We start from the raw sequence: 25,883 nt of genomic DNA, 5'->3' as shown, positions 1-25,883 counted from the left end.
GCCATGACTCAGGAAATATACCTCAAAAAGTACATCTCGAGAAAACAGTTTAAAAACAGCTTAAAAAACGGTTTCCACGCAGTCTACTGGGCTAGTCTGCTAATGTTTATTCTAGTTGCAAAGTTTTACTTGCCGCTAAACGCTTTTTTCAAATAAGCATTAAATGCAGGGGCTGCTGCTCGTTTGTCTTTTTCGATTTGTTGGACTTCTGGCATTTCTTTAAGCTGCGCTATAAGTGCTTTACTTCCCGGAGCGTGCTCGTACAAATCAACATCAAACAATTTTTTTGCTACGGGCACGGCAAGATCCATTGTATACAACAGCATGATGTCTGCTGCCGTTAAGCTATCGCCTGCTACATAGGGAGAAAACTCTGCGGCTCGAGCCAATGCTTGGGCACCATTAAACAACGCGCGCTTGACTTCTTTTTTCGTGAGGTCATCTACCGGAACGCCCCAAAAAGCTTCGGTATGACAGCGCCTTGCAGGTAATTCAATATACAATTCAATTAACTTCACGAGCTCTTTAACCTGTGCCCGCTCAAAGGGATTGGTTGGATACAGAGGTTTTTCAGGCGCAACTTCATCGAGATACTCTAAAATAACGTTGGTCTCTACTAGCACCCCATGCTCAGTTTGTAACGCAGGCACTTTGCCTGTTGGACTGATAGCTAAATATTCTGGCGTTTGGTTGGGATATGTCATTACCGGTTCGTAATCTATCCCTTTTAATGCCAGTGCCAGTTTAATCATGTTGTAATAGTTACTTACATCAAAGCCGTACAGTTTAAGCATGTTTCACCCTCCCAAAAAAAGTGTCATTACACTCCTAGTTTATCCACTCATGTGCAACATATATTTATTGATAGTTGACTATCAAAAGTAGTGGTGAGGCGGGGCGTATTCACTTCAAAATATCAAAACACTTGGTTTACAGGCTTAAAACATCTCGATCTCAAGTTCGCTAAGTATTGTCGTGCCTTGTTTGTTTTTGGCAAAATAAAGGTCATATTTGAGGTTGTCGACATACACTTCCCAATAGTCACCCAATGCAAAAATGTTCTCTTCGCCAAAGATTTTTTTCACGTCTTCTTCACTCAGGCCGTAGCGTAAAGGCCCAAATTCCCAATCGATATTTAGCGCTGCGTCTTTGAGAAACGATTCGCTAATAAGCACTTTTCTCAGCATTTTATTGGAATACACTATAGCTAAGCTTTTATCGTAAACATGCAGCGTTTTGCCCTCGTAACCTCTTGATGCAAGTATAGGTTTAAAGGGGATTTGCTCCATGGATATTGGGTCTAGCGTTTCAGAGGCCTGTGTTAAATCAGCGTAGGTCCTAGAATATATCTCTGGCGCCGACTGTATAATTTCAGGATCTATTTTGATTGCTTCATAGCCATAGCCATAGCTAAAACTCTTTGCAACGTAGTGAGTGTCATTATTTTCAACGTGCAGTGTTAACCCTATATCAATAAAGACCATATTCTCTGATTTAATTTGATAGACATATTCGTCAATCAACTTGCCATTAAGTTGCTCCTCAATCGCCTTCAAGCCGTGGCCTCGGCTTACACTTCCATTAACTTGCCAAGACGAAAGTGGCCTATCATCAAATTCAAAATAGTTTATCAGCCCAGCAGATAACCATGCGTTTTCGCTACTGATGGAAAAAACGCTATTGTTGCGCATTACCACCCACAGATTTCGTCCAAAAGCGTATAACGTATCCTGTTTATTCAGTATCAGTTCGGCAGTGGGAGTACCTAATTTTTCAAAAAGTACCGATAAATCGTCACCTACTTTTAAGCCAAAAACACCATTTTCAAAAGACACAGTGGTGTTAGCCAGAGCGGGAGCCTGTATCTGCTTTTTTCCACTTTGTGCTATTTCAGCAAAATCAAAAGTCATATCACGACCTTTAATAACCGTTTTGTACTCGTATGACATGCTGAGTTTTGTCGTGCCTAATAAACGATTTCTCTCAACTCCAATTTTTGCTAGCGGCTCTTTCTTACAGCCACTAATCAAAGCTGCGCCTGAAATTTTATCGCTATTCTCAGAAGATTCAGACGGGGAAGTAGGGGATGATAGTTTTGAAAGCAGTACAATCTGACTCGCTCCCCGCTTTTTAGCAACGTCGCTGGCAGTCTTTTTTAAAGCAGACAATTCGTTTCTGCTATCGCTTAACGAAATCTCTTCAATCGTTTCAAAATCGCAGTCTGGAAAATCGTTTGAAATAGGAATGGCATTAGCAACCTCTTCACCATAACTGTACAAAGGAAGTGTTAAACTCATCAAAAGCGTGCTTAATGTTAACTTCTTCAATGCCTTCATCGTTGCTATCCCTATTGCTTAACCTTGTTACTATCGTTTGTTAACCATTACTATTTTGTGCTTTGCTAAAAACGGGCGCATTATTTTGATAGTTCTTTCTCAATATCCAACAAAGTTTGTTTGTATTTTCTCTGATATTCGTCGTCTGAGAGGACTCGTGTTAAATCGCTTTCTACATTAATAATACGCTTTCGCAGCGTGTAAAAGATATCGCCTTTCGCACCTCGCATAAAAATCTCGATATTTTTAAGATGGCTTAAGCAGCAACTTTCAAGTGAGCTATTAAATTGCTTGCCCATGTAATCAATCATAAAGCTACTGCCAAGCGATGCACCGCTGACTGGCGCCAAAGGCATATCGTGTACACTTTTTTGAAAGTCTATTGTTGTTCGAAAGGCGGTACGTAACAGCGAGACAGAAGTTTTTGCTGCTTCCAATTCATATTTTCTCAATTGTGCTTTGAGTTTTTCCGCTTCGGGTGAACTCATTCCAACTATTTTGGCTTTAACAAAAACAGATTCAGCGCCATTGAGCTTTTCCTTTGCATAAATCAGTGCATTAATGTCTGATAGAAAATCACCGGTTAGTTTTTCGTTTAGCAATATTCGCGCTTCTTGAACTTGCTCAGAGTGTTGTGCTGTTGCCCTATTGAATCTTCGTTCAGATTCACTTAGTTCTTTTGGGTCGCTGCATGCAAGTAGGGCACTGGCAAGTAACGCGATGAAGAGCAAGCGCAATGATTTAGTCCTTTGTCATATTTGAAATAATTATTAGGTATTAACCTTTTACTCGGTCCTCGAGAGGCTTCAATTGAGATACTAACCTTAGGTAGCAAAGATAACAATTCTTACTCCGCTATCGATTACGTACACCTTTGTTGACATCAAAGGGGGGAAAGTTAGCTGAAACTCTCTCAAGCGAGATTGGAGTAAAGAGTTAATCCGCTACGCCCAGCTTTGCGTAGATAAAATAATTAATATAAGCCAATACATAATGTGAAGTGTAAGTTGTGTTATCCAATATAATAAAGCGCTTAAAGACTAGATCGAATAAGCCTGCGCTTATAAAGCAGAAAGAAGAGCAGGCTGTGTCTATTTGGCAGGACACCGGCCAAGTATATTATTTAGAAAACACGGTGAAGCTTACCTACACTTCAAATAGCGGTGTAATGACGTTAGAAAAGCTTTCGCTTAACGAACTTCCCGATGTGATTAACGCTCTTGATGCCATGCCAGCAGGCTCACCGCTTGCGAGAGCGACGGTGGCAGAACAAGATGATGCTTATGTGGTAAGCGTTTGCGGCGTGACATGGCAAAAAAGCCAAGATAGTGTTCGAATTAAAGCTCTGCCCGAGGCTGCGCTTCTGCGCAGTAAAACGCATTGTTTTACAAAGTCGCAGGCAGTGTTTAAGCATGCTTTTTTATTGGAACATGATGACCTGCTAACGCCTTCAGTGGGGAGTAAAAAAGAGGGGGTTTATACTTACAATCGCATATCCATAAAAGAGTTTACTCAACAGTTAGAAAGAGCAAACGAGCGTATTGCGCCGCCTATGCGAAAAGCTATTCCGGTTCATAGTGATAACTTTAAAACCGCATTCACTGAGCATGAGCAGAAAGCTATTGACGTGTTGCTTGGCGATAACATTGATAGTAGAAAAAGCGATAATGCTGAAGACAGAAGCAAGCTCGGTAACGACAACACTGGCAGCAGTACATTTAATCAATAACAGCAGGCTCATCTCCGTATCATGCACTCTATTGAAGAGCGCGTTAACATCAAGAGCGTGCTTTCTTCAGTAGTAGGCTTTCTTCGATAGAAGGCTAGTTCCAAGCGTGTGCTGCTGCCAAGCGTTTGATGCCGCCAAACGTGTGCAGACGTCCAAGCGAGTGTTGACGCACTAAGGTGCAAAATATCAGGCGCTCGCAATCTTCGACAGTAAATCTTGTTTCGTTAGGCGTTTATTTAGTGCCTCTACGTGCCTCTCATCCATATTGTTCCAAGCCGTTGGAATTGCATAGTGCTCGTTAAGAAAATGCAAAAATCCCTTGGTTATTTCTGGGTTCCCTTGGCAACGCTCAAGCTGATTGAGCGCTTCAAGTAAGCTGCCTTCAGAATGAATGGGCAGACTGACACCGTCCAATCCATAGCATGCATTGCCCATGGTCATAACCGGCTTATTCAGTAACAATGATTCAATGCCTACCGTTGAATTAATGGTTAATACCGCTTGAGATTTTTCTATCAATTTTTGAGTTTCCCACTGATTCGCAAACACAATTCGTGGGTGTATACCGTGTAAATCATCGTGTCGCTTTTTTTCTGATGGATGCTCTTTGATTACAATATGCAAATGTGGGTTATTAACCTTTTCGATTGCTGTAACAAGATACTCAAACAGCTGCCTCATAGTTTTTATCCACGGCGAGTTGGATATTATCTGGCTGTCTGTCTCTACTTGAAAAGGAACAAAAACATACTGCTCGGGTAGCGAGTGTTCGCGTGCGCCACTGGCTTTTTTAGCGATGGGCTTTCTTGATATCAACTTATTAGGCAGAGGGGCCTCACTGTAGTATTTACGATAAAACTCCCCACTTTTGGGCAGAGAGTTTTTACAATTAACGCCAGACCAATCACATGTTGTTGAATTGGGCAGCAAACCGTTTTCAAAGTAAACAACTTCTTTGCCTAATGCCTTTGCGGCCTCAGCAATGGATGAGCTTGGCAATTTTTGACCATTCCATACGCCTACTACGTCGGCATTTGCGTTACGTATTAGGCTAATACTTTTAACTATGTCTAATTTAAGAATGGTGCGCATCGCGTGTCGATAAAATGCCCACAGAAAAGTGTGCGATATTGCGTTGTACTTTGAAGCCTTCTTCGCTAAATAAGCCTCTAGAAGCTTATCAATATCAATATTTTTTACTTGTTTCAGACCCATCAGATGTGAGGGTAGAAAGGGGTGTTTATTGATCTTTATTACCTGCACATCTAATGAAGTTTGCTGAGCAAAGGCATTGAAGTATTTTATATGAGAGCTTCCCCTTGCAATAAAAACGTATTTTTTATTCTCTCTTTCACAAACTTCTCTGCTATCTGCTGTATCAGTTTGAGCAATTGCGGCTCTTTCGTTCTCAACGTCTATTTTTGCAAAATTGTCTTTTTCAATGGCTGAACTTGGTGTCATAAATACGTCGCAGGTTGCATTTGATATGTATTTTATCGAAGCTCACCGAGAAAACCCCGTGATCAGAACGAAGTGATGTCGCGGGGATGAATCGGTGTCACCCCTGCTCTTGAATATATTTTCGTATTGTCTCTGCACTTGCATTTCCTACAGAATTAAAATGAAAGTCTTCGAGCTATCGAAGTTGGATTGTGGATCTGAGAAAAGAGAAGCAGCTTAGCTCAAAGCTAGACTGTGGAAGCCCAGTGATCAGAGAAGCGATGTCGCTGGGTAGTTCACAAACGCTGAATGTTGCTAAAAATTGACAGATGAATAAAAGATCGCAGCTTAAAACAAAAAAGCAGTAAGCAGTATGGTTGAGGGTGATGTTTAAGAAGGTATTTTACAGCGGTAGCGTAGAGGTTTTTTAGACATTCTTTAGCCTTTTGTTAGCCTAATTAAGCATTCAGGTTTCAATTTATTTACATTATTATCACGAGAGCTATGAAATAAAATGAAATTCAAATGAGTTTGTCTACAAAAAACAAACGAGTCAAAAGTGACTCTCAAGCGCCTTTAAAACCTATCGCCTTTGCGTTTTTCTTTCTATATCTATTGTTATCACTTAGTCACTTTTTTTGTTGAGTGAAGACTTCAAATGGACGCTCATTGCACTTTCATCGTTAACCATGGTTGTAAGTTTCGTCTTGATGCGAAAAGCCGATCATATTTCTGCCGACCGTCAGAGCTTTTGGATTTTAATACTTCTCGCGTTCGGAACTATCAATAGTGTTCTGCATTTGTGGCTGTCTCAACTACCAGAACAAACAACCAATATCTTCTTGGTAATTATCGCCTCTGGAATTGTGTTTTCAAATCGTGCCCACTGGGCCTTTTTGATAGTACTGAATTGGCTGGGGTGGATTGTCGTTAATCTCGCTGTCGATATGCCAATGATGATGCACTTTTTCTTCGCATTATTTATGGGAACAATGCTCAGTTGGTTTGCGCACCTAGCCCGGCGAACACTGGTAAGTAAACAGGCGGAATTACTCCAAGAGAGAGATATCGCTGTAGCCCATGAGCGAGAGGCCATAGCCGCGAACGAAGCGAAGAGTGCATTCCTTGCCAACATGAGCCATGAGATACGCACACCCATGAACGGCATCATTGGTATGATTGAAATTATCAGTCGCACGAATTTAAATGATGATCAGAAGCAGTTTATAGCCACAGCAAAACGCAGCGCAGATTCGTTGTTATTTGTTATTAACGACATCTTGGATTTTTCGAAAATTGAAGCGGGAGAGTTAAGACTAGAAAATGTCGAGTTTGAGATAACGCAGTTCATTTTTGATTTGGTGCAGGAGCAAAAGGTTTTAGCAGATAGCAAAGGATTAAAGCTTGGCTTGGTTACAAATAACACCAAACAGCTGAATGTAGTCGGCGACCCGTATCGTATGAAGCAAGTGTTCAATAACTTACTGTCTAATGCTGTTAAATTTACTGACCGCGGCGGCGTTACAATTAAATACGATGTGGTGAGTATTGATGACACGCTGCGTTTTAGCACTGAAATACATGATACCGGAATTGGAATTTGCGATTCTGCTATTCCCAGCCTTTTCGACTCATTCTCACAAGCCGATACGTCTACCACGCGAAAGTTTGGCGGTACAGGGCTAGGGCTTGCCATTACCAAGCAGCTTTGTGAACTCATGGGCGGGGACATCGCCATAGAGAGTACGTTGGGTAAAGGCTCTATATTTAAGTTTACTATTCCGCTTAAACCGGCGGAACAAACCGAACCGGGAGACTCAGACGAACACCCTGAGGCCTTGCAACCTGTAATGAACCTATCCGTGTTGTTAGTTGAAGACAATGATATAAACCAAGAAGTAATGCTGGCGATTTTGGAAAATATGGGAGTCAATGTCGGCGCTGCGAACGATGGCCTTGAGGCCATAGATATACTGGAGGCGTCTGACTCTACACACTTCGACCTTATTTTCATGGACTGCCAAATGCCAAACCTCGATGGCTATGAAACTACTCGTAGAATACGTGCAGGTCATACTGGTGAAGCTCTTAGGCAAATTCCTATTGTTGCACTAACGGCTAATGCGATGGATAGTGAAAAACAGAAATGTTTCGATGCGGGCATGAATGACTATCTCACGAAACCGATTGATATTGGTTCGTTAAAAAATACGTTGGCGTTATATCATCGCAACTAATTATGGAACAGCAACCACACCCGCCATATCAGTGAGCTAGTTGACTCTTTGCTTTATTAATCGCTTTAACGCGCTCGGTTTTATCGGCTTTGGTAAATAGGCAATATCCATGTCTGCAGCAATATCTCGTACTTCTGGGCTTCTATTTGCGGTAATTAATATGCGTAATGGCGCAACATAAGGTAAAGATTCAATAGCGTGTAATACGTCAGTACCGGTCTCTCCAAAGTTGAGATGATAGTCGGCTATAATAATATCGGGCTTCATTTCACAGGCTGCTAAAGCTTCGATTTTGTTTGTAGCTGTTATTACCTCGCCGCCCCAATCGCCCAACAGGGCCTGCATAGCCACTGTCACTTGTTCGTCGTTCTCTATAAGTAGGAGCCGTTTACCGTGAAGAAACTGTGACGCTTGGTTGCTATTAAAGGCGAGTTCATTTTGTGGCTGTGTTTCTTCTTTAAGAGCTTCTACTGCTTTTGAATGGGTAACGTTGAACTTGGGGACGGTGATAGCAAAACAGCTCCCTTTGTGAATTTCTGACTGTAAAGTAATGCTGTGGCCAAGCAGTTTGCACATTCTATCTACAATAGTAAGACCTAAGCCAATTCCCTGAGAATTACTTGAGTGTTCTAGCTGGTGGAATTCGCTAAAAATTTCTTCTTGTTGGTGCCGCGGAATACCTGGGCCGGTATCGTAAACGCAAACATTGAGTGACTGTCCACAGTTTGTAGCAAGTGACTGTCCAGAATTAGCCTCTGTAATAAGTGGCTGTCCACAATCAGCATTAGAAGTCGATACGCCCGAGAATGAACCTTGAGATAATGGTGATACCGGTAGCGCTTGTTTTCTTCTCACGCCAACTAAAACCGAGCCTGTTTGAGTGTAACGAATGGCATTAGAAAGCAAGTTTTGCACAACACGTCTAAACAGGTGTTTGTCGCTGTATGTCCAGCAACTTGTTTTAACGTACGTGAGGGTTATACCTCTTTCTTTTGCGATAAGGCTAAACTCTTTGCACAGTGAAGCTAAAACATCGTCGATGGCAAAAGTGACCTTATTTGGCTTTAAAACGCCAGAATCAAGCTTCGTCATATCTAACAACATCGACAACAGACTTTGAGCATTATTTAAAGAGTCAACAACCCCTTCAGAAAGCCCAGATAACTCACTGTTTTTGGTTTTTTTCTGCAGCATAGAGGCAAATAGTGTGGCAGCGTTAAAAGGCTGCATAAGGTCGTGTCCCGCAGCAGCAAGAAATTTGGTTTTACTCTCGTTTGCTGCGTCGGCTTGTTGTTTGGCGTCTTGCAACTCCTGTGTACGGCGTTCTACCCGTTGCTCTAACTCAGACTTCGATTTTTCCAAAGCGCTTTGGATCGCAATATATTCGGTAATATCACTGTAAGTGGTAACGTATCCTCCACCGGGTAGTGGCGCGCCGTTTAATTCTATTACCTTGCCGTCATGCTGCTTTCTTATGTACTTATGGCGACTCCCCTCAAGCATATATTGAATGCGTTTTTCAATTTCGCTATCGATGTCATTATTGATGTTAATTTGCTTGTCGCCACTGATTTCATTACCAAAACGACCAGTGCTGCCGTCAGTGTTACCAAACAGCCCACGCTTGGCGTTGTACTTCAAGATATCGTTTATTGGCATTCCTACTTTTAAAAATCCGCGCGGATAACGGAAAAGCTCAACATAGCGCTCGTTCCATGCCAATAACTGAAGCTTTTCATCGAGAACGCTTATTCCTTGCTCTATGTTTTGTACAGACGACTGTAAAACTTCGTGATTAAACTGGAACGACTGCGATGCTTCTTCCACCCAATCTACCAGCTCGGGCAATGAGTCTGTGCCCTTATCAGCAATGGCGCCCAGCAGAATTCTAGCACTTGGTCCTCCAACCTGAGCGGCAAGAAGTTTTTCTACTCGTTGTAAAAGCGAATGGCTTGCTAACCCATTTACCTGAGGATGAGATACGTCAACAGAGAGTTGATTAACCAGAGTGTTATGGGTTTGCGAGTCTAAAACACGCTGGGTTAACGACACTAAGTCGCCTACTCGTATGGTCAGGTATGGGGTAGATGTAGCTAAATCTATGGTGCTGTCGACAACGCTCTTTTTATCACCAAAAAAACTAATAAATGATACCAACATATAAATGGCGGCATTGGTGATAAGAGATATCAGAAAGCCAATGCCAAGCTGGGCATCGGTAGGCGGCGCATTAAAGTAATAGCTCGACATCACGCTTGGGTATAACAGCAGGGCGCACCAACACAGAAAGCCCGAAAAGAGCCCCGCCAACGCAGCGGCTTTTGAACGCTTTTCCCAGTAAAGCCCAAACATGAGCACCGGCAAGCACTGCCCTAAAAGCGCAATAGCAATAACGCCACTTTTTACAAGAGGAGCAGCTTGACTCACATTGAGGTGATACCAAAGCGCTACTGAAAGAACTACCAATACCGTTAATCGGCGTATGGCGAGTACCTTTGTTGTTTCAAGGGTATGGTTGGGTTCTGTTCTTAAACGCGCTTTTATCCACAGCGGTGTCACTAAGTTGTTGGCAATCATAATGCCCAGGGCCAGCGTGGCGACAATAACCATACTGGTGGTTGCCGATAATCCACCTAAAAAAGCAATGATAGAAAGCGCGGTGTTTTCGGCAAAAAGGGGGAGGGCCAGTACATAAGTATCTGAGTTAACCGACGGTGGCAGCAACATCTTTCCTGCCAAGGCCAAAGGAATAAGAAATACTGTCATGCCCAGTAAGTAAACCGGGAAAAACCACCTAGCGGTGCGAAGTTCGCCTTCTCCATTCAGTTCAACAAAGTTCATATGAAACTGTCGTGGCAAAACAAACATAGAGCACACACCAAGTAATACATGAGTAACGTATACAAGAGGGGCGCTATCGGCGTAAATCAGTTCTCGCGCTTGCTCATGTTGAGAGGCTTTAGAAATAAGGTCTAACACCCCATCGAACATAAAAAAGCAGACAAAAATGCCAACAGACCACAGCGCGACAAGTTTAAACACCGACTCAAAGGCAATAGTCATTAACAAGCCCGGGTGCTTGTCAGTGAGGTTGAGTGTTCGGGTACCAAAAATAATCGCGAATATCGCCATTAATAACGCCACATACATGCTTACGCTTTGGCTGGTTTCTGATGTATTTGGGGTAATAAGAGTAATGCTTTTGGTAATTGCGTCGAGTTGCAAGGCGATATAGGGAATAACACCAACAAAGCAAAGCACGGTAACGAATGCTGCCACAAGGTGAGAATGTTTGTACTTCATGCCAATCAGATCGGCAAGCGAGGTAATATTATGTTGCTGGCAAAGACGGCTTATATGTAATACCACCGGAAATGCAAATACCATAGTAAGGATAATGCCCATATAGGTGGGAACGATAGCCCATCCATACTCAGCGGCTTGCGAGGTGGTGCCGAAAAAAGCCCAAGACGTACAGTGCACGCCCAATCCCAAGCTATATAAAATTGGGTGCTGGCGATTATCTTTTAGATATCTTTCTCCCCAAAAGCCAATCGCGAATAAAATGAAGAGATAAACAGCAACAATACTGCCAATCGACCAGATACTCAGCATCAATGATCCTCATGAAATACACGCACTTACGTTAACACGATTTTCACAACATGAAGCAGTGATTTTCACAAGATGGTAAGCGATTGCGTTAGGTCAAAATTATTTTTGAAAAAAAATTTAAATCAAACCACAAATTTTGTGTGGTTACCCTTGATCGCTTAGAAACTAGCCCCATAAATAAGCGCAACACAGTTATTCCCTTTAAGTAGGGTGTTGCCTAATTTAAAAAAGTTTGGAGGTAGGCATGAGCGAAAATCGCGACGTGCAGGCAGATAAAGAAAACGCAGTTGATGAAACAGTGCAAGCAACAGAAGAAGTGGAAGTTGAAGGCCAGGAAGTAGAAGGTTCTGATGCACCTCTAGATGAAGCTAGTCAGCGTATTTATGAGCTAGAGACTGCTTTATCTGAAGCCCAAGCAACGGTTAAAGAGCAACAAGACAGCGTACTTCGCGCCAGAGCTGACGCCGACAATGCACGTCGTCGCGCAGAGGGTGAAGTGGAAAAGGCACGTAAGTTTGCTCTTGAACGCTTTGCCGGTGAGCTTTTACCAGTAATTGATAACTTAGAACGCGCCATTGAATTGTCTGACAGCGACAGTGAGGCTGTAAAGCCTTTGCTTGAAGGCGTAGAAATGACGCATAAAACTTTTATCAGCACTATTGAGAAATTTGGATTAACCCCTATAGATCCGCAGGGCGAAACCTTTAACCCTGATTTGCATCAGGCGATGTCGATGCAAGAAAGTGCAGACCACGAGCCAAATACAGTTATGGCCGTTATGCAAAAAGGTTATCAAATTAACGGCCGTTTGCTTCGCCCTGCCATGGTAATGGTATCGCGCGCACCAAGCGGTGGTGTTGATACGCAAGCGTAAGCCAAGCATTGCGATAAAAGACACAAAAAGTCAGTTTTTTTACTGGCAACTATTGAAAAGAGCGGGAATAACCCCACTATTTTTACAGAATTAAGAAACTTTTCGGAGACACGAAAATGGGTAGAATCATAGGTATCGATTTAGGTACAACTAATTCATGTGTCGCAGTTCTAGACGGCGACAAACCACGCGTACTTGAAAACGCGGAAGGCGATCGTACAACACCTTCAATCATCGCTTACACAAATGATGGTGAAACATTGGTAGGTCAGTCTGCGAAGCGTCAGGCGGTCACTAACCCAGAAAACACATTATTCGCAATTAAGCGTCTAATTGGTCGTCGCTTCAAAGATAAAGAAGTACAGCGCGACATCGACATCATGCCTTTCAAAATTGTAGGTGCTGATAACGGTGACGCATGGGTAGAAGCGAAAGGCGAGAAGATGGCGCCTCCGCAGGTTTCTGCTGAAGTACTTAAGAAAATGAAAAAGACCGCTGAAGATTATCTTGGCGAAGAAGTAACTGGCGCAGTTATCACTGTTCCTGCTTACTTTAACGACTCACAGCGTCAGGCAACGAAAGACGCCGGTCGTATCGCAGGTCTTGAAGTTAAGCGTATCATCAACGAGCCAACTGCTGCTGCTCTTGCTTATGGCATGGACAAAAAGCAAGGCGATAACGTTGTTGCAGTATACGACTTAGGTGGTGGTACATTCGATATCTCTATCATCGAAATCGATGAAGTAGACGGCGAGCACACGTTTGAAGTACTAGCGACTAACGGTGACACACACCTTGGTGGTGAAGATTTCGATAACCGTGTTATCAACTACCTAGTTGAAGAATTCAAGAAAGACCAAGGCATCGACCTTCGTAAAGATCCGCTTGCTATGCAGCGTCTTAAAGAAGCTGGTGAAAAAGCGAAGATTGAGCTTTCTTCTTCACAGCAGACCGAAGTTAACTTGCCGTACATCACAGCAGATGGTTCAGGTCCTAAGCACTTAGCGATTAAACTTACGCGCGCTAAGCTTGAGTCACTGGTAGAAGAACTTGTTAAGAACTCTCTAGAGCCACTTAAGCAAGCACTAGCTGATTCAGACCTATCTGTAGGCGACATCAACGACATCATCCTTGTTGGTGGTCAAACGCGTATGCCGCTAGTACAGAAGTATGTAACTGAGTTCTTCGGCAAAGAGCCACGTAAAGATGTTAACCCAGATGAAGCTGTTGCAGTAGGTGCGGCAATTCAAGGTGGTGTACTTTCTGGTGACGTTAAAGACGTACTACTTCTAGACGTTACGCCTCTGTCTCTAGGTATTGAAACCATGGGTGGCGTAATGACTGCGCTAATCGAGAAGAACACGACTATTCCAACGAAGAAGTCGCAAACATTCTCGACAGCGGAAGATAATCAGTCTGCGGTAACAGTACACGTACTACAAGGTGAACGTAAGCAATCAAGTGGCAACAAGTCTCTTGGTCAGTTTAACCTTGAAGGTATTCGTCCAGCGGCGCGCGGTGTACCGCAAATCGAAGTAACCTTCGACCTTGATGCCGACGGTATCCTACACGTGTCTGCGAAAGATAAAGACACAGGTAAAGAGCAGAAGATCACTATCAAAGCTTCTTCAGGCCTAAGCGATGAAGAAGTAGAAAAAATGGTAGCTGACGCGGAAGCGAACAAAGAAGCTGACAAGAAGTTTGAAGAGCTAATTCAAGCGCGTAACCAAGCTGATGGTATGGTTCACGCCACACGTAAACAGCTTGAAGAAGTTGGCGATGCACTAAGTGCAGAAGACAAAGCGCCAATCGAAGAAGCACTTTCAGCACTTGAAACTGCAGTTAAAGGCGAAGACAAAGCAGAAATCGAAGCGAAAACGCAAGAGCTTATTCAGGCGTCTAGCAAGTTGATGGAAGCGGCGCAAGCTCAGCAAGGTGCTGCAGCTGGCGGTGCAGAAGGTGCTGAGCAGCAAGCTTCTGGTAAAGCTGACGATGATGTAGTCGACGCTGAGTTCGAAGAAGTGAAAGACGAAGACAAAAAGTAAGCTGTAGTAATTAGCCCGGTGCGCCGGGCTGTTTAACAGTTCAGGCGCATCAGGATTTTCTTGCTGCGCCTTTGTTGTGTAAATGACTTGCCGCTTTTTCTCAATCGCGCAGGTGATTTTCACAACAGTCAGATGTAGATTCAATAGGCTGGGCAATCCCCCTGTTGACAATAAGTAGGGTAAGTAAACGATATGTCGAAACGTGACTACTACGAGGTGCTTGGTGTTGATAAAAGCGCTGGCGATCGCGAAATTAAAAAAGCGTATAAAAAGCTAGCGATGAAATATCACCCAGATCGCACAGAAGGTGATAAAGATTTAGAAGTTAAGTTTAAAGAAATTCAAGAAGCTTACGAAATTCTGTCAGATTCACAAAAGCGTGCGGCTTATGATCAGTATGGTCACGCAGGCGTCGATCCAAATCGCGGTGGCGGTGGCTACGGTGGTGGTGCAGATTTCGGCGACATCTTTGGCGATGTATTTGGCGATATTTTTGGTGGTGGCGGTCGTGGCGGTCGTCAATCTCGAGCCCGTCAAGGTTCGGATTTACGCTATAACTTAGAGCTTTCACTTGAAGAAGCTGTGCGTGGTAAGAGTGTTGATATTCGCGTTCCGGCGCTTGCCGAATGTGAAGTGTGTGACGGCTCTGGCGCAAAAAGTGGGTCTTCTCCTAAGACGTGTCCAACGTGTCACGGCAATGGTCAAGTGCAAATGCGTCAAGGTTTCTTCGCGGTTCAGCAAACCTGTCCTACCTGTTCGGGTAAAGGCAAGATCATTGAAGATCCGTGTAACAGCTGTCACGGACATGGCCGTAAAGAGAAAACCAAAACTCTTAACGTTAAAATACCAGCTGGTGTAGATACTGGTGATAGAATTCGCTTATCGGGAGAGGGCGAAGCTGGAGAGAACGGTGCTCCGGCAGGCGACTTGTATGTGCAAGTCCATATTCGCGACCACGAGATATTCCAGCGCGATGGTAATAATCTTTACTGTGAAGTACCGCTTAGCTTTACCACAGCAGCGCTTGGTGGCGAGTTAGAAGTACCGACTCTAGACGGTAAAGTGAAGTTGAAGATAAGCGCAGAAACGCAAACTGGCCGTATGTTCCGGTTACGCGGTAAAGGCGTGAAGTCGGTTCGAACCGGCGCAATTGGCGACCTTATGTGTAAAGTGGTTGTAGAAACGCCAGTGAACTTGTCGTCTAAACAAAAAGAGCTGCTACGTGAACTTGAAGAGTCTATGGGCAAAGCATCGAGTAAGCATAGCCCTAAAGCACAAGGCTTCTTTGACGGCGTTAAAAAGTTTTTCGACGACTTAACTAACTAATTCACTTAAGAATTAATTGGTGAAGGGATAAAGCGCTAAGCAAAGTTTCTTCGTTAAAAACAACGTTTAACGCGTTTGAATCAATGCCAGTTAAAGTATTTAACTGGCATTTTTAACACCCGTTAGCTTTCACTTACCCCCCAAAAAAAATACGTATACACATACATACTTTATTATTGTTCAACATGTTTTTGTTTTTAGTTAGATAGCGTTTAATAAGCGACATGCACTTACGCACTAACTTAAACCACAGGAATTTTAACCATGTTGAAAATAGTTAAAACCTCATTAGTAGTAGCAGCGTCTTCGCTTGCTTTCTCAAACGCTGCACAGGCCGATGGCATCAGCGATGCTCTAGCTAACATTTGTACTATTGTTCAGGCTGACGACAAAGGTGAGTTACGTAAAAAAATGCGTAGCGTGCAATCTGACTATCGCTTAAAACTTCGCGACTATTATTCGGGTATTTCTTGCGACGGACAGAGCCTAATTCGCACGGCTTTATTAAACAACGCTGTTGAAGTAGGTACTCTGCTAGTTAAAAAAATGCCGAGTAAAGATCTACAAGAGCCAGAAGCCGATGGCAAAACGCTGCAAGCATGGGTCGCGGAACAAGGTCTTCAAGACTCTCCAATTTCTGCTGAGTTAAACGGTCGTATATAAAAACCGATTAAATCAGCAACATCACGCCATGTGATAATACGTTTCAACATGGTAGCGGCGCTACGCCGCACTAGAGGCCCCGTTTAGGGGCCTCGCCTTTTTTATCTCTCCTTTAAAAATATCCATTTTTTCTTACCTTTGTCTGGCTCTAACTATTTTTTGTCAATTAATGCTTGCGATTTATTGTTCTCTTCGTCACGATAAAATCAGGCTTACGCAAAAAGCAATCGTATTTATCTAAGACACATTAATGAATAAAAAACACACGGTGTTAAAAAGGGAACAGGCATGAAACTTATCAATAAAGCTATTATTGCGGCAGCAGTTGGCGTGGCACTTTCAAACGTCGCAATCTTGAACCAGGCAGTAGCCGCAGAGGTTAAGCCTGCAATGTCTGAAAAACACGCAAAGGCGGCAACCAAGTATCGCCAATCTGTTTTTCAGTTAGTAAGAAGTAACATGGGGCCACTGGGCGGGATGGCAAAAGGCGCTTTACCCTTCGATGAATCGGTGATGCAAACAAATGCTGTCAGACTAGAACAGCTTGCATCTATGATGGGCGATTACCTTTCAGTAGACACGCGAGAATACAATGTTGAAACTGGCGCAAAAGACGCTATTTGGGAAAATTTTTCAGACGTTGAAACTAAAGTTGCTGCGCTTAAGGCTGCTGCACAGGGACTTCAAGCGGCACTAGACGCTGGGGATAAGAGCGCTTATCGCGGCGCTATAGGAAAAATTGGCGCTAGTTGTAAATCATGTCACGACGATTACAAAAAAGACTAAGTAACCTTGTTTTGTTGCAAAGTGAAAGCACAATTAAGGTTAGCAGTTTTTTCTGCTAACCTTTTTATTTTAAGCTTTGTTATTTTAATAAGTAAAACAAATGCTTACTAGGCATAAGCCTGAAGTCTTATAAGCATCCATAGTCATACTGAAGTAGTGTTGTCTTGAACTCTACAACGGATTTGGTTATGAACTACAAACAAGAATATATTGCCTCTACAACCTCTCCAGAACAATTTTGGCTAGATAAAGCCCATAACATTGAATGGTTTTCAGCACCTGAAACAGCGATATCTAGCGCCGAGAACGGTTATCAATCGTGGTTTAAAGGCGGACAGCTTAATACCAGTTACCTCGCGCTTGACCATCATATTAATGCGGGCCGCGGGGAAAAAGCTGCGCTTATATACGACTCTCCAGTAACGAATACAACGCGAACCTATACCTATAATGAATTGCTCAATGAAGTTGCTACTTTTGCGGGTGGACTTCAAGGCTTAGGTGTATCGAAAGGCGACCGCGTTATTGTTTATATGCCTATGATCCCACAGGCAGCAATTGCCATGCTTGCCTGTGCTCGATTAGGTGCTATCCATTCTGTTGTATTCGGCGGTTTTGCAGCTAATGAATTGGCAGTGCGAATAGATGATGCTACTCCATCGTTTATTATTACCGCATCTTGCGGTATTGAGGGGGCCAAGCAAATTCCTTACAAGCCATTGGTTGACAAGGCTATTGAGAACGCGTCACATAAACCTAATGGCTGTATTGTTTTTCAACGGCCACAGCTGCATGCCGAGCTCGATTCTTCTTTTGATCACGACTGGCATTCTTTAATGGAAAACAGCTCTCCCGTTAGTGCAGTTAAAGTAGACGCTACTGACCCGCTCTATATTCTTTACACCTCAGGCACAACGGGCAAGCCGAAGGGCGTGGTAAGAGACAATGGCGGCCATGCAGTAGCACTTCATTATTCTATGGGGGCACTGTATGGAATTGATAAAAACGATATATTTTGGGCGGCTTCAGATGTTGGCTGGGTAGTAGGGCACTCTTATATTGTGTACGGTCCACTGATAAAAGGCGCAACATCAGTGATGTATGAAGGCAAACCTGTGGGCACACCAGACGCAGGGGCATTTTGGCGAATGATAGAGCGCCATAGCATCAATATCTTATTTGCCGCGCCTACTGCTTTTCGAGCCATACGTAAAGAAGACCCCGAGGGCGAATTTATAAAGCAGTACGACTTGTCCAGCTTGCGAACAATATTTATGGCGGGAGAGCGGTTAGATCCGCCAACGTATTATTGGACTCTAGAGAAGACAAATAAGCCCGTAGTAGACCACTGGTGGCAAACCGAAACAGGTTGGCCAATTTGCTCAAATCCTATGGGTATTGAGCCCATGGCAACTAAGCCAGGCTCGTCTAGTGTCCCCACTCCAGGGTTCAATGTTAAGGTGCTTAAGGGACCAAACACCGAAGCTGAGCCGGGTGAAAAAGGCTCTATTGCTATACAGTTACCTCTACCTCCAGGCTGCTTGTCGACAATTTGGCAAGATCACTCTCGCTTGGTCAACGGTTATCTAAGAGAGTTTGAGGGCTATTACAGCACTGGAGACAACGGCTATATTGATGATGAGGGCTACGTATTTATTATGGGTCGCACCGACGACGTTATTAATGTGGCAGGGCATCGATTGTCCACAGGTGAAATGGAAGAGGTGCTTGCTGCTCATCCCGCTATCGCAGAGTGCAGCGTTATTGGCATTAACGACGCCCTAAAAGGTCAACTTCCAGTTGGTTTAGTGCTTTTGAAAGATGGAGCCAATATTGAAGAGTCGGAACTGGAAAAAGAACTCGTTGCCCAGGTTAGGCAGAGTATTGGCCCAGTAGCCTGTTTTAAGCGCGCTATTGTTGTTAAGCGTTTGCCAAAAACCAGGTCGGGCAAAATTCTTCGTAAACTACTGCGACAGATTGCGGCAGACGAGCCAATTTCAGTGCCCTCTACCATTGATGATCCAAGCAGTGTTGACGAAATAGCCGCATTAATGCGAGACAAAGGGTTGGTAGAAGCAGTTAACGTTTAGCTGCAATTTAGCACCTAGGTGCCAAATTATTAAAGCTCGGACAAAAAATTAACGTAATATGCGGATTGGTATCGGTAACTAGTAATAATACTGGCCTACAGAGGGCTCTGGAGGAATGACCTCTACCACCACGTAAACGATAGCCGCAGAAAGGATTGCAATTACTATGGCTCTGGCTAATTTTGAGTGCTCAATGCCTTGCGGCTCGCCATAGTACTGCTCCTCGTCTTCGGGCATCATTTTATTGCCGTTAATCATAGGCGGGATCAATTTCTGTCTTTTGAAAACCGTGTGAAAAACACTTGCGCCAATATGTAATGCAATAACATAAATGAGCGTATCAAATGCCAGGTGATGCAAACTACTCATTATCTCCAATACATCGCTATTTGCCATCCCTCTGAGAGGACCGTCTAGAAAGATATCGTCGGTCATAAATAGCCCTGAAACGGCCTGAATGAGCACCAGTGTTATCATGAGTAATACAAACCAGCCTCCCAACGGATTGTGCCCCACCGATGGCAGGCTATCTCTATCGAACAGGCTTTTGGCATACTCCAATACTGCCACAGGACCTTTAACGAACCCGCTAAACTTGGCGTACTTAGGCCCCCAAATGCCCCAAAGTACTCTGAACACAATGAGCCCTAACGTGAAGTACCCAATGTAAAAATGCCACTGAACAGCATCATCAAGCAATTCAGCGGTGACATATTGCCCAAGAATACTGGCAACCAGCAGCCAGTGAAAAAGGCGAGTAGGTAAATCCCAAATAAGCTTTTTTTTCATAATGTATGTTTTCTTTGAATCTTTATTCGATGAGGGAGAAGCATGCATCAACACTCTCTTGGTGTCGCCTGTCTATCGTGCTAGATAAACGTCTATGATATGCAAATTTTTAACCAAACGTCATGGTTAAATATGAGAAAAGGATAATTAGTTTGAATAAACGTTTAATTTAACCACTGAACGCAATGGCGAATGCTTGCCGTAAACTTACTCCTTTAATCAACACGCCTTAATAGTCAGCATAATTATTCTCATAATCACATTGCATTAGCGAGTGCATTTGGCAAAATGTGGGCAAGTTGAATATTGATGAATAAGATTGAGCATGAAAGTTGGATTATTTGGCGCTAACGGGCGAATGGGTAGAGTGTTAATAGAGGCTCTCGACTTAAACGAAGATGCTGAGCTTAGCGTTGCAACAGTAAGAGATAATTCTCCATGGGTGGGAATGAACGTGGGAGAGTTGGCAGGCATAGGTAAAAAACCTATTAATTGTTCTGGCTTTTCTACATTAACCGGCAGCGACGCAGATGTCATGATTGACTTCACCCTGCCATCTATCATAGAGACAAATCTGGCTTGGTGTGTAGATAATAAAACGCCTGTTGTCATTGGCACAACGGGATTGAATAAACAGCAGCTCAATGCTCTTGATGAGGCCGCGAAACAAATTCCAATTGTTTTTGCTGCCAACTACAGTGTAGGCGTGAACCTTATGCTTTCACTAGTAAAACAAGCTGCCAGTGTTCTTGGCGAAACCGCCGATATCGAGATTACAGAGGCACATCACAGGTTCAAGCAAGATGCTCCGTCTGGCACCGCTATGGCTATTGGTGAAGCAATTGCTGAAGAGTTAGGAAGAGACTTAAGTACCTGTGCTGTATACGGCCGAGAAGGTAAAGAGCCTGAGCGAGATCAGGGTACCATTGGCTTCGCCACTGTCAGAGCGGGAGATATTGTGGGAGAACACACTGCGCTTTTTGCTGACATAGGCGAGCGACTCGAAATTACGCACAAGGCGTCGAGTAGGCTAACCTTTGCCAAAGGAGCCGTTCATGCGGCCAAATGGTTGTGCGGTCAGAAACCTGGACTATACTCCATGTCAGACGTACTAAATCTGAAACTATAAAAGCTTGAATGAAATCGGCGAGTGGCGTGCGTAACTGTCTGTTTTGCATGGACTATGCGCACGAAAATGCAATAACAGTAAATTTATAGCAATAACACCGCTTGCCCTTATTGTACTACAGTTGCACTATATTTGAGCACTAAGCACTACTTTCGATGGTTTAGTGTAAAAAAGGTGTTATAAGGTTTATTTTATTAAATTATTACAAATAAATTAGACATTTTCGGTGAGTAATGTATACTCGCCGGAATTTGCCAGAATTTCGTATTCTTAGCTAATAAAACGTCTGTAGAGCGCGGTTTTATTAGCTGCAAAGATCGTGAAACGGGAAGTATTGTTATCATTACCTCCCGTTTTTTGTGGGGTTTGTGCAAAAAACTGCACAAACACATAGTTATCCTTAATCTGGAGGTTGACTTGGCTCATTCTGCCCTTTTGGTGTTAGAGGACGGTTCTGTTTTTAAAGGTACTGCTATTGGTGCCGCTGGCTGTTCTGTTGGAGAAGTAGTTTTCAATACTTCCATGACAGGCTACCAAGAAATTCTTACCGACCCATCTTACGCTGAACAAATCATCACCCTTACCTATCCACACATTGGCAACACCGGCACTAACTCAGAAGACGTCGAAGCAGACAAAATCTGGTCTAAAGGCCTTATCATTCGTGATTTACCACTTGTTGCCAGTAACTTTCGTCAACAGCAATCCTTGTCTGAATACCTCAAAGCGAAAGGCGTTGTAGGTATTGCAGATATTGATACTCGCCGTCTCACTCGCATACTTCGAGATAAAGGCGCGCAAAATGGATGTATCATTTGCACTGATGAATTAGACGAGTCTAGTGCTCTAGAGCAAGCGAAAGCATTTCCTGGGCTTAAAGGGATGGATCTGGCCAAAGTAGTCAGTATCACAGAGCCGAAAACTTGGACAGAAGGAAGCTGGGAACTTGGTAAAGGCTACGTAACGCCAAGTGAAAGTAAATATCACGTTGTGGCCTACGACTATGGCGTTAAGCATAATATTCTTCGCATGCTTGCTGACCGCGGTTGCAAAATAACCTTGGTACCTGCCCAAACGCCAGCGGATGATGTACTTGCCATGAATCCAGACGGTGTATTTTTATCAAACGGACCTGGCGATCCAGAGCCGTGCGATTACGCCATCGAAGCTATTAAAACTATTGTTGAAACAGGCACGCCGGTATTCGGTATTTGTCTAGGACATCAGTTGCTTGCGTTAGCGAGTGGCGCGACTACCGCTAAAATGAAGTTTGGTCATCACGGTGCAAACCACCCAGTAAAAGACCTAAAACGTAACGTGGTAATGATAACCAGTCAAAACCACGGTTTTGCGGTTGATGAATCTAGTCTGCCAGATAACCTAGAAGTTACGCACGTTTCATTGTTCGATAAGTCGTTGCAGGGTATTCATCGTACCGATAAGCCCGCGTTTAGTTTTCAGGGGCACCCTGAAGCGAGCCCAGGTCCTCACGAAGCTGCGCCGTTATTCGACCACTTCATTGAACTTATTGAACAACACAAGCAGTAGGAACTAGCCGACATGCCAAAACGTACCGACATAAAAAGTATTCTTATTATAGGTGCTGGCCCTATTGTTATTGGCCAGGCCTGCGAATTTGATTATTCAGGCGCTCAAGCGTGTAAAGCACTGCGGGAAGAGGGATACCGCGTTATTCTGGTTAACTCTAATCCAGCAACCATAATGACCGACCCAGAAATGGCCGATGCTACCTACATTGAGCCAATTCACTGGGAAGTCGTTCGCAAAATTATTGAAAAAGAGCGCCCAGACGCGGTTTTGCCAACCATGGGCGGACAAACTGCACTGAACTGCGCGCTAGAACTAGACAAGCACGGTGTGCTTAAAGAGTTTGGTTGCGAGCTTATTGGCGCAACTGCAGACGCTATCGACAAAGCAGAAAACCGCGAGCGTTTCGACACGGCAATGAAAAACATTGGTCTTGAGTGTCCTCGCGCAGAAATTGCTCACACCATGGATGAAGCACACGATGTGCTAAGCCGTATCGGCTTTCCATGCATCATTCGTCCATCGTTTACAATGGGCGGAACAGGCGGCGGTATTGCCTACAACATTGATGAATTCAACGAAATTTGTACTCGAGGCCTCGACCTTTCGCCAACAAACGAGCTTCTAATCGATGAATCGTTACTTGGTTGGAAAGAGTATGAAATGGAAGTGGTTCGCGATAAAGCAGATAACTGCATTATTGTATGTACCATTGAAAACTTCGACCCTATGGGCGTTCACACCGGCGATTCAATTACTGTAGCGCCGGCACAGACACTCACCGACAAAGAATTTCAAATTATGCGAAATGCAGCCATGGCTGTACTTCGTGAAATTGGTGTTGAGACGGGTGGTTCAAACGTACAGTTTGGTGTAGACCCCAAAACTGGGCGTATGGTAATCATCGAAATGAACCCTCGAGTTTCTCGCTCTTCGGCGTTAGCCTCTAAAGCAACAGGTTTCCCTATCGCTAAAGTAGCGGCGAAACTAGCAGTAGGTTATACCCTAGATGAGCTGGCCAACGACATCACAGGTGGTTTAACGCCTGCGTCATTCGAGCCGTCAATCGATTATGTAGTCACTAAAATTCCTCGCTTTAACTTCGAAAAATTTGCCGGTGCCAACGACCGTTTAACTACGCAAATGAAGTCTGTAGGCGAAGTGATGGCTATCGGGCGTAATCAGCAAGAATCTCTACAAAAAGCCCTTCGTGGTTTGGAAGTAGGCGCCAACGGCCTTAACTCTATGGTGGACCTTGAAGATCCAGAGTCGCGCAATAAGGTGATTTACGAGCTACGCCAACCTGGTGCCGAGCGAATCTGGTACATTGGTGATGCATTCCGCATGGGCATGAGCGTAGATGAAGTGTTTGACCTTACAAACATCGATCGCTGGTACTTGGTGCAATTAGAAGACCTGATTAAAGACGAAGCAAAAGTTGCTGAGCTAGGACTTCCTGGAATCGATGCTGACCTAATGCGCTTACTTAAACGCAAAGGATTCTCTGATTCTCGACTTGCTGAACTTACCAAGGTTGCAGAAAGTGACGTTCGTGAGGCACGCAGAGGCTTTGGTATTTCGCCGGTGTACAAACGTGTAGATACCTGTGCTGCAGAGTTTTCTACCAGCACCGCCTACATGTATTCCACCTACGATGAAGAGTGTGAGGCAGAGCCAACAGACCGTGAAAAAATCATGGTTATTGGTGGCGGTCCTAACCGAATTGGACAGGGTATTGAGTTCGATTACTGCTGTGTTCACGCAGCTTTATCTATGCGTGAAGACGGTTACGAAACCATTATGGTTAACTGTAACCCCGAAACGGTCTCAACCGATTACGACACATCAGATCGACTTTATTTCGAACCGGTAACCCTTGAAGACGTGTTGGAAATTGTTGATAAAGAAAAGCCGAAAGGCGTAATTGTGCAATACGGTGGCCAAACGCCGCTAAAATTAGCGCGTGCCCTTGAAGCTGCTGGTGTACCAATTATGGGGACATCGCCTGACGCAATAGACAGAGCGGAAGACCGTGAGCGTTTTCAGCAAATGGTTAACAAGCTTGACCTAAAGCAACCTGCTAACTCAACCGTTACCAATGTAGAGCAAGCACTAGCGATGGCTGAAGAAATCGGCTTCCCACTAGTAGTGCGTCCTTCTTATGTACTCGGCGGTCGTGCAATGGAAATTGTTTACGATCTTAAAGATCTTAAACGTTACTTAAACGAAGCCGTTAAGGTATCGAACGACGCCCCAGTGCTGCTAGACCGTTTCCTTGACGATGCAATAGAAGTTGATATTGACGCGATATGCGACGGAAAAGACGTTGTGATCGGCGGTATTATGGAGCATATCGAGCAAGCCGGTGTTCACTCAGGTGACTCTGCATGTTCACTTCCGCCACACTCGCTTTCTGCAGATATTCAAAACACAATGCGTGAGCAAGTTAAAGCCATGGCGTTAGAACTTGGTGTTATAGGGTTAATGAATACTCAGTTCGCCATTAAAGATGGTGAAGTGTATCTTATCGAAGTTAACCCACGTGCCGCACGTACAGTGCCTTTCGTATCAAAGGCTACGGGTGTGCCACTAGCGAAAGTTGCGGCTCGCGCTATGGCAGGGGTTAGTTTGGAAGAGCAGGGAGTGACTGAGGAAATTATTCCGCCGTTCTTCTCAGTAAAAGAAGTGGTGCTTCCTTTCGCTAAGTTCCAAGGTGTTGATCCACTATTAGGGCCAGAAATGCGCTCTACGGGTGAGGTAATGGGTGTGGGCGACACGTTTGAAGAAGCGTACGCTAAAGCCAACCTAGGTGCTGGTGCGCCACTGCCTAAAAGCGGTAAAGCACTAATCTCTGTTCGTGATACAGATAAAAACAAAATTATTGAATTTGCAAAAGCATTGGTTGAGGCCGGGTTTAGCATAGAAGCGACACGCGGTACCGCAACCACGCTTTATGATGCCGGTATTATGAGTTCAGTGGTTAATAAACTTTCTGAAGGTCGTCCAAACATTGTTGATGCTATCAAAAATGGCGAATATGCCTATTTGATTAATACAACAGAAGGTCGCCAAGCAATTACTGATTCTGTCTACATTCGTCGCGAAGCGTTACTTAACAAAGTAACTTACACCACGACAATGAATGCAGCGTTTGCAACTATACGTGCGAAGTCGGCTGACGATCGCAATAAAGTGGCATCAGTTCAAGAACTACACGCTCGAATTAATCACTAATGACATGAGCTAGGATACGAGGTATCCTAGTTATATTATACT

17 protein-coding genes are annotated in these 25,883 nt (G+C 43.9%); 11 read left to right on the top strand and 6 right to left on the bottom strand.

Features of this window, described 5'->3' with window-relative positions:
- Positions 1 to 125: 125 nt before the first annotated feature.
- The 3 genes from BM528_RS07590 to BM528_RS07580 all read right to left on the bottom strand — a co-directional run bounded on the left by BM528_RS07590 (position 126) and on the right by BM528_RS07580 (position 3,073).
- Entirely contained in the window at positions 126 to 794 is a 669-nt protein-coding gene (locus tag BM528_RS07590) for a glutathione S-transferase family protein (RefSeq protein WP_071979371.1), read from the bottom strand.
- A 144-nt stretch (positions 795 to 938) separates the two neighbouring features.
- Complete coding sequence (locus tag BM528_RS07585; RefSeq protein WP_071979370.1) at positions 939 to 2,336, bottom strand: hypothetical protein; 1,398 nt, start codon at positions 2,334 to 2,336, stop codon at positions 939 to 941.
- An 80-nt stretch (positions 2,337 to 2,416) separates the two neighbouring features.
- Positions 2,417 to 3,073, bottom strand: a complete 657-nt coding sequence (locus BM528_RS07580) for a hypothetical protein (RefSeq protein ID WP_071979369.1) — start codon at positions 3,071 to 3,073, stop codon at positions 2,417 to 2,419.
- A 272-nt stretch (positions 3,074 to 3,345) separates the two neighbouring features.
- Between BM528_RS07580 and BM528_RS07575 the strand changes: the two genes are divergently transcribed.
- Positions 3,346 to 4,065 (top strand): hypothetical protein, encoded by a 720-nt coding sequence (locus BM528_RS07575; protein ID WP_071979368.1) that lies wholly within the window; start codon positions 3,346 to 3,348, stop codon positions 4,063 to 4,065.
- A gap of 186 nt (positions 4,066 to 4,251) precedes the next feature.
- Here BM528_RS07575 and BM528_RS07570 read toward each other — a convergent pair whose 3' ends face one another.
- A complete protein-coding gene (locus tag BM528_RS07570; protein WP_071979367.1) occupies positions 4,252 to 5,526 on the bottom strand; it encodes a capsular polysaccharide export protein, LipB/KpsS family in 1,275 nt (424 codons plus the stop codon).
- A 689-nt stretch (positions 5,527 to 6,215) separates the two neighbouring features.
- On the opposite strand from BM528_RS07570, the gene BM528_RS07565 reads away from it, so the two are divergent.
- Positions 6,216 to 7,742: a response regulator gene (locus BM528_RS07565; RefSeq protein ID WP_232230597.1), complete on the top strand. Its 1,527-nt coding sequence runs from the start codon at positions 6,216 to 6,218 to the stop codon at positions 7,740 to 7,742.
- Positions 7,743 to 7,778: 36 nt separating this feature from the next.
- Here the strand turns inward: BM528_RS07565 and BM528_RS07560 are convergent, their stop codons facing one another.
- Positions 7,779 to 11,357, bottom strand: coding sequence for a sodium:solute symporter family transporter (locus tag BM528_RS07560; RefSeq protein ID WP_071979365.1), 3,579 nt, complete (start codon positions 11,355 to 11,357; stop codon positions 7,779 to 7,781).
- Positions 11,358 to 11,601: 244 nt separating this feature from the next.
- Between BM528_RS07560 and grpE the strand changes: the two genes are divergently transcribed.
- The 6 genes from grpE to BM528_RS07530 all read left to right on the top strand — a co-directional run bounded on the left by grpE (position 11,602) and on the right by BM528_RS07530 (position 19,141).
- Entirely contained in the window at positions 11,602 to 12,231 is a 630-nt protein-coding gene (gene grpE / locus BM528_RS07555) for a nucleotide exchange factor GrpE (protein ID WP_071979364.1), read from the top strand.
- Positions 12,232 to 12,347: 116 nt separating this feature from the next.
- A complete protein-coding gene (gene dnaK, locus BM528_RS07550; RefSeq protein ID WP_071979363.1) occupies positions 12,348 to 14,276 on the top strand; it encodes a molecular chaperone DnaK in 1,929 nt (642 codons plus the stop codon).
- Between the two features lie 192 nt (positions 14,277 to 14,468).
- Positions 14,469 to 15,602 (top strand): molecular chaperone DnaJ, encoded by a 1,134-nt coding sequence (dnaJ, locus tag BM528_RS07545; protein ID WP_071979362.1) that lies wholly within the window; start codon positions 14,469 to 14,471, stop codon positions 15,600 to 15,602.
- A gap of 264 nt (positions 15,603 to 15,866) precedes the next feature.
- Positions 15,867 to 16,265 (top strand): DUF3718 domain-containing protein, encoded by a 399-nt coding sequence (locus tag BM528_RS07540; RefSeq protein WP_071979361.1) that lies wholly within the window; start codon positions 15,867 to 15,869, stop codon positions 16,263 to 16,265.
- Between the two features lie 288 nt (positions 16,266 to 16,553).
- Positions 16,554 to 17,051: a c-type cytochrome gene (locus BM528_RS07535; RefSeq protein WP_071979360.1), complete on the top strand. Its 498-nt coding sequence runs from the start codon at positions 16,554 to 16,556 to the stop codon at positions 17,049 to 17,051.
- Positions 17,052 to 17,239: 188 nt separating this feature from the next.
- Positions 17,240 to 19,141: a propionyl-CoA synthetase gene (locus tag BM528_RS07530; RefSeq protein ID WP_071979359.1), complete on the top strand. Its 1,902-nt coding sequence runs from the start codon at positions 17,240 to 17,242 to the stop codon at positions 19,139 to 19,141.
- A gap of 78 nt (positions 19,142 to 19,219) precedes the next feature.
- Here BM528_RS07530 and BM528_RS07525 read toward each other — a convergent pair whose 3' ends face one another.
- Positions 19,220 to 19,930, bottom strand: a complete 711-nt coding sequence (locus tag BM528_RS07525) for a cytochrome b/b6 domain-containing protein (RefSeq protein WP_071981209.1) — start codon at positions 19,928 to 19,930, stop codon at positions 19,220 to 19,222.
- A gap of 325 nt (positions 19,931 to 20,255) precedes the next feature.
- On the opposite strand from BM528_RS07525, the gene dapB reads away from it, so the two are divergent.
- The 3 genes from dapB to carB all read left to right on the top strand — a co-directional run bounded on the left by dapB (position 20,256) and on the right by carB (position 25,841).
- On the top strand, positions 20,256 to 21,059 hold the full coding sequence (gene dapB, locus BM528_RS07520; protein ID WP_071979358.1) for a 4-hydroxy-tetrahydrodipicolinate reductase: 804 nt from the start codon (positions 20,256 to 20,258) through the stop codon (positions 21,057 to 21,059).
- Between the two features lie 417 nt (positions 21,060 to 21,476).
- Entirely contained in the window at positions 21,477 to 22,607 is a 1,131-nt protein-coding gene (gene carA, locus BM528_RS07515; protein WP_071979357.1) for a glutamine-hydrolyzing carbamoyl-phosphate synthase small subunit, read from the top strand.
- Positions 22,608 to 22,619: 12 nt separating this feature from the next.
- Complete coding sequence (gene carB / locus BM528_RS07510) at positions 22,620 to 25,841, top strand: carbamoyl-phosphate synthase large subunit (protein WP_071979356.1); 3,222 nt, start codon at positions 22,620 to 22,622, stop codon at positions 25,839 to 25,841.
- The last annotated feature ends 42 nt before the right edge of the window (positions 25,842 to 25,883 follow it).

Source organism: Alteromonas sp. RW2A1 (assembly GCF_001886475.1).
Taxonomy (GTDB): Bacteria; Pseudomonadota; Gammaproteobacteria; order Enterobacterales; family Alteromonadaceae; genus Alteromonas; species Alteromonas hispanica.
Note: the sequence above shows the minus strand (reverse complement) of the source record. Positions and strands in the feature narration are given on the sequence as shown.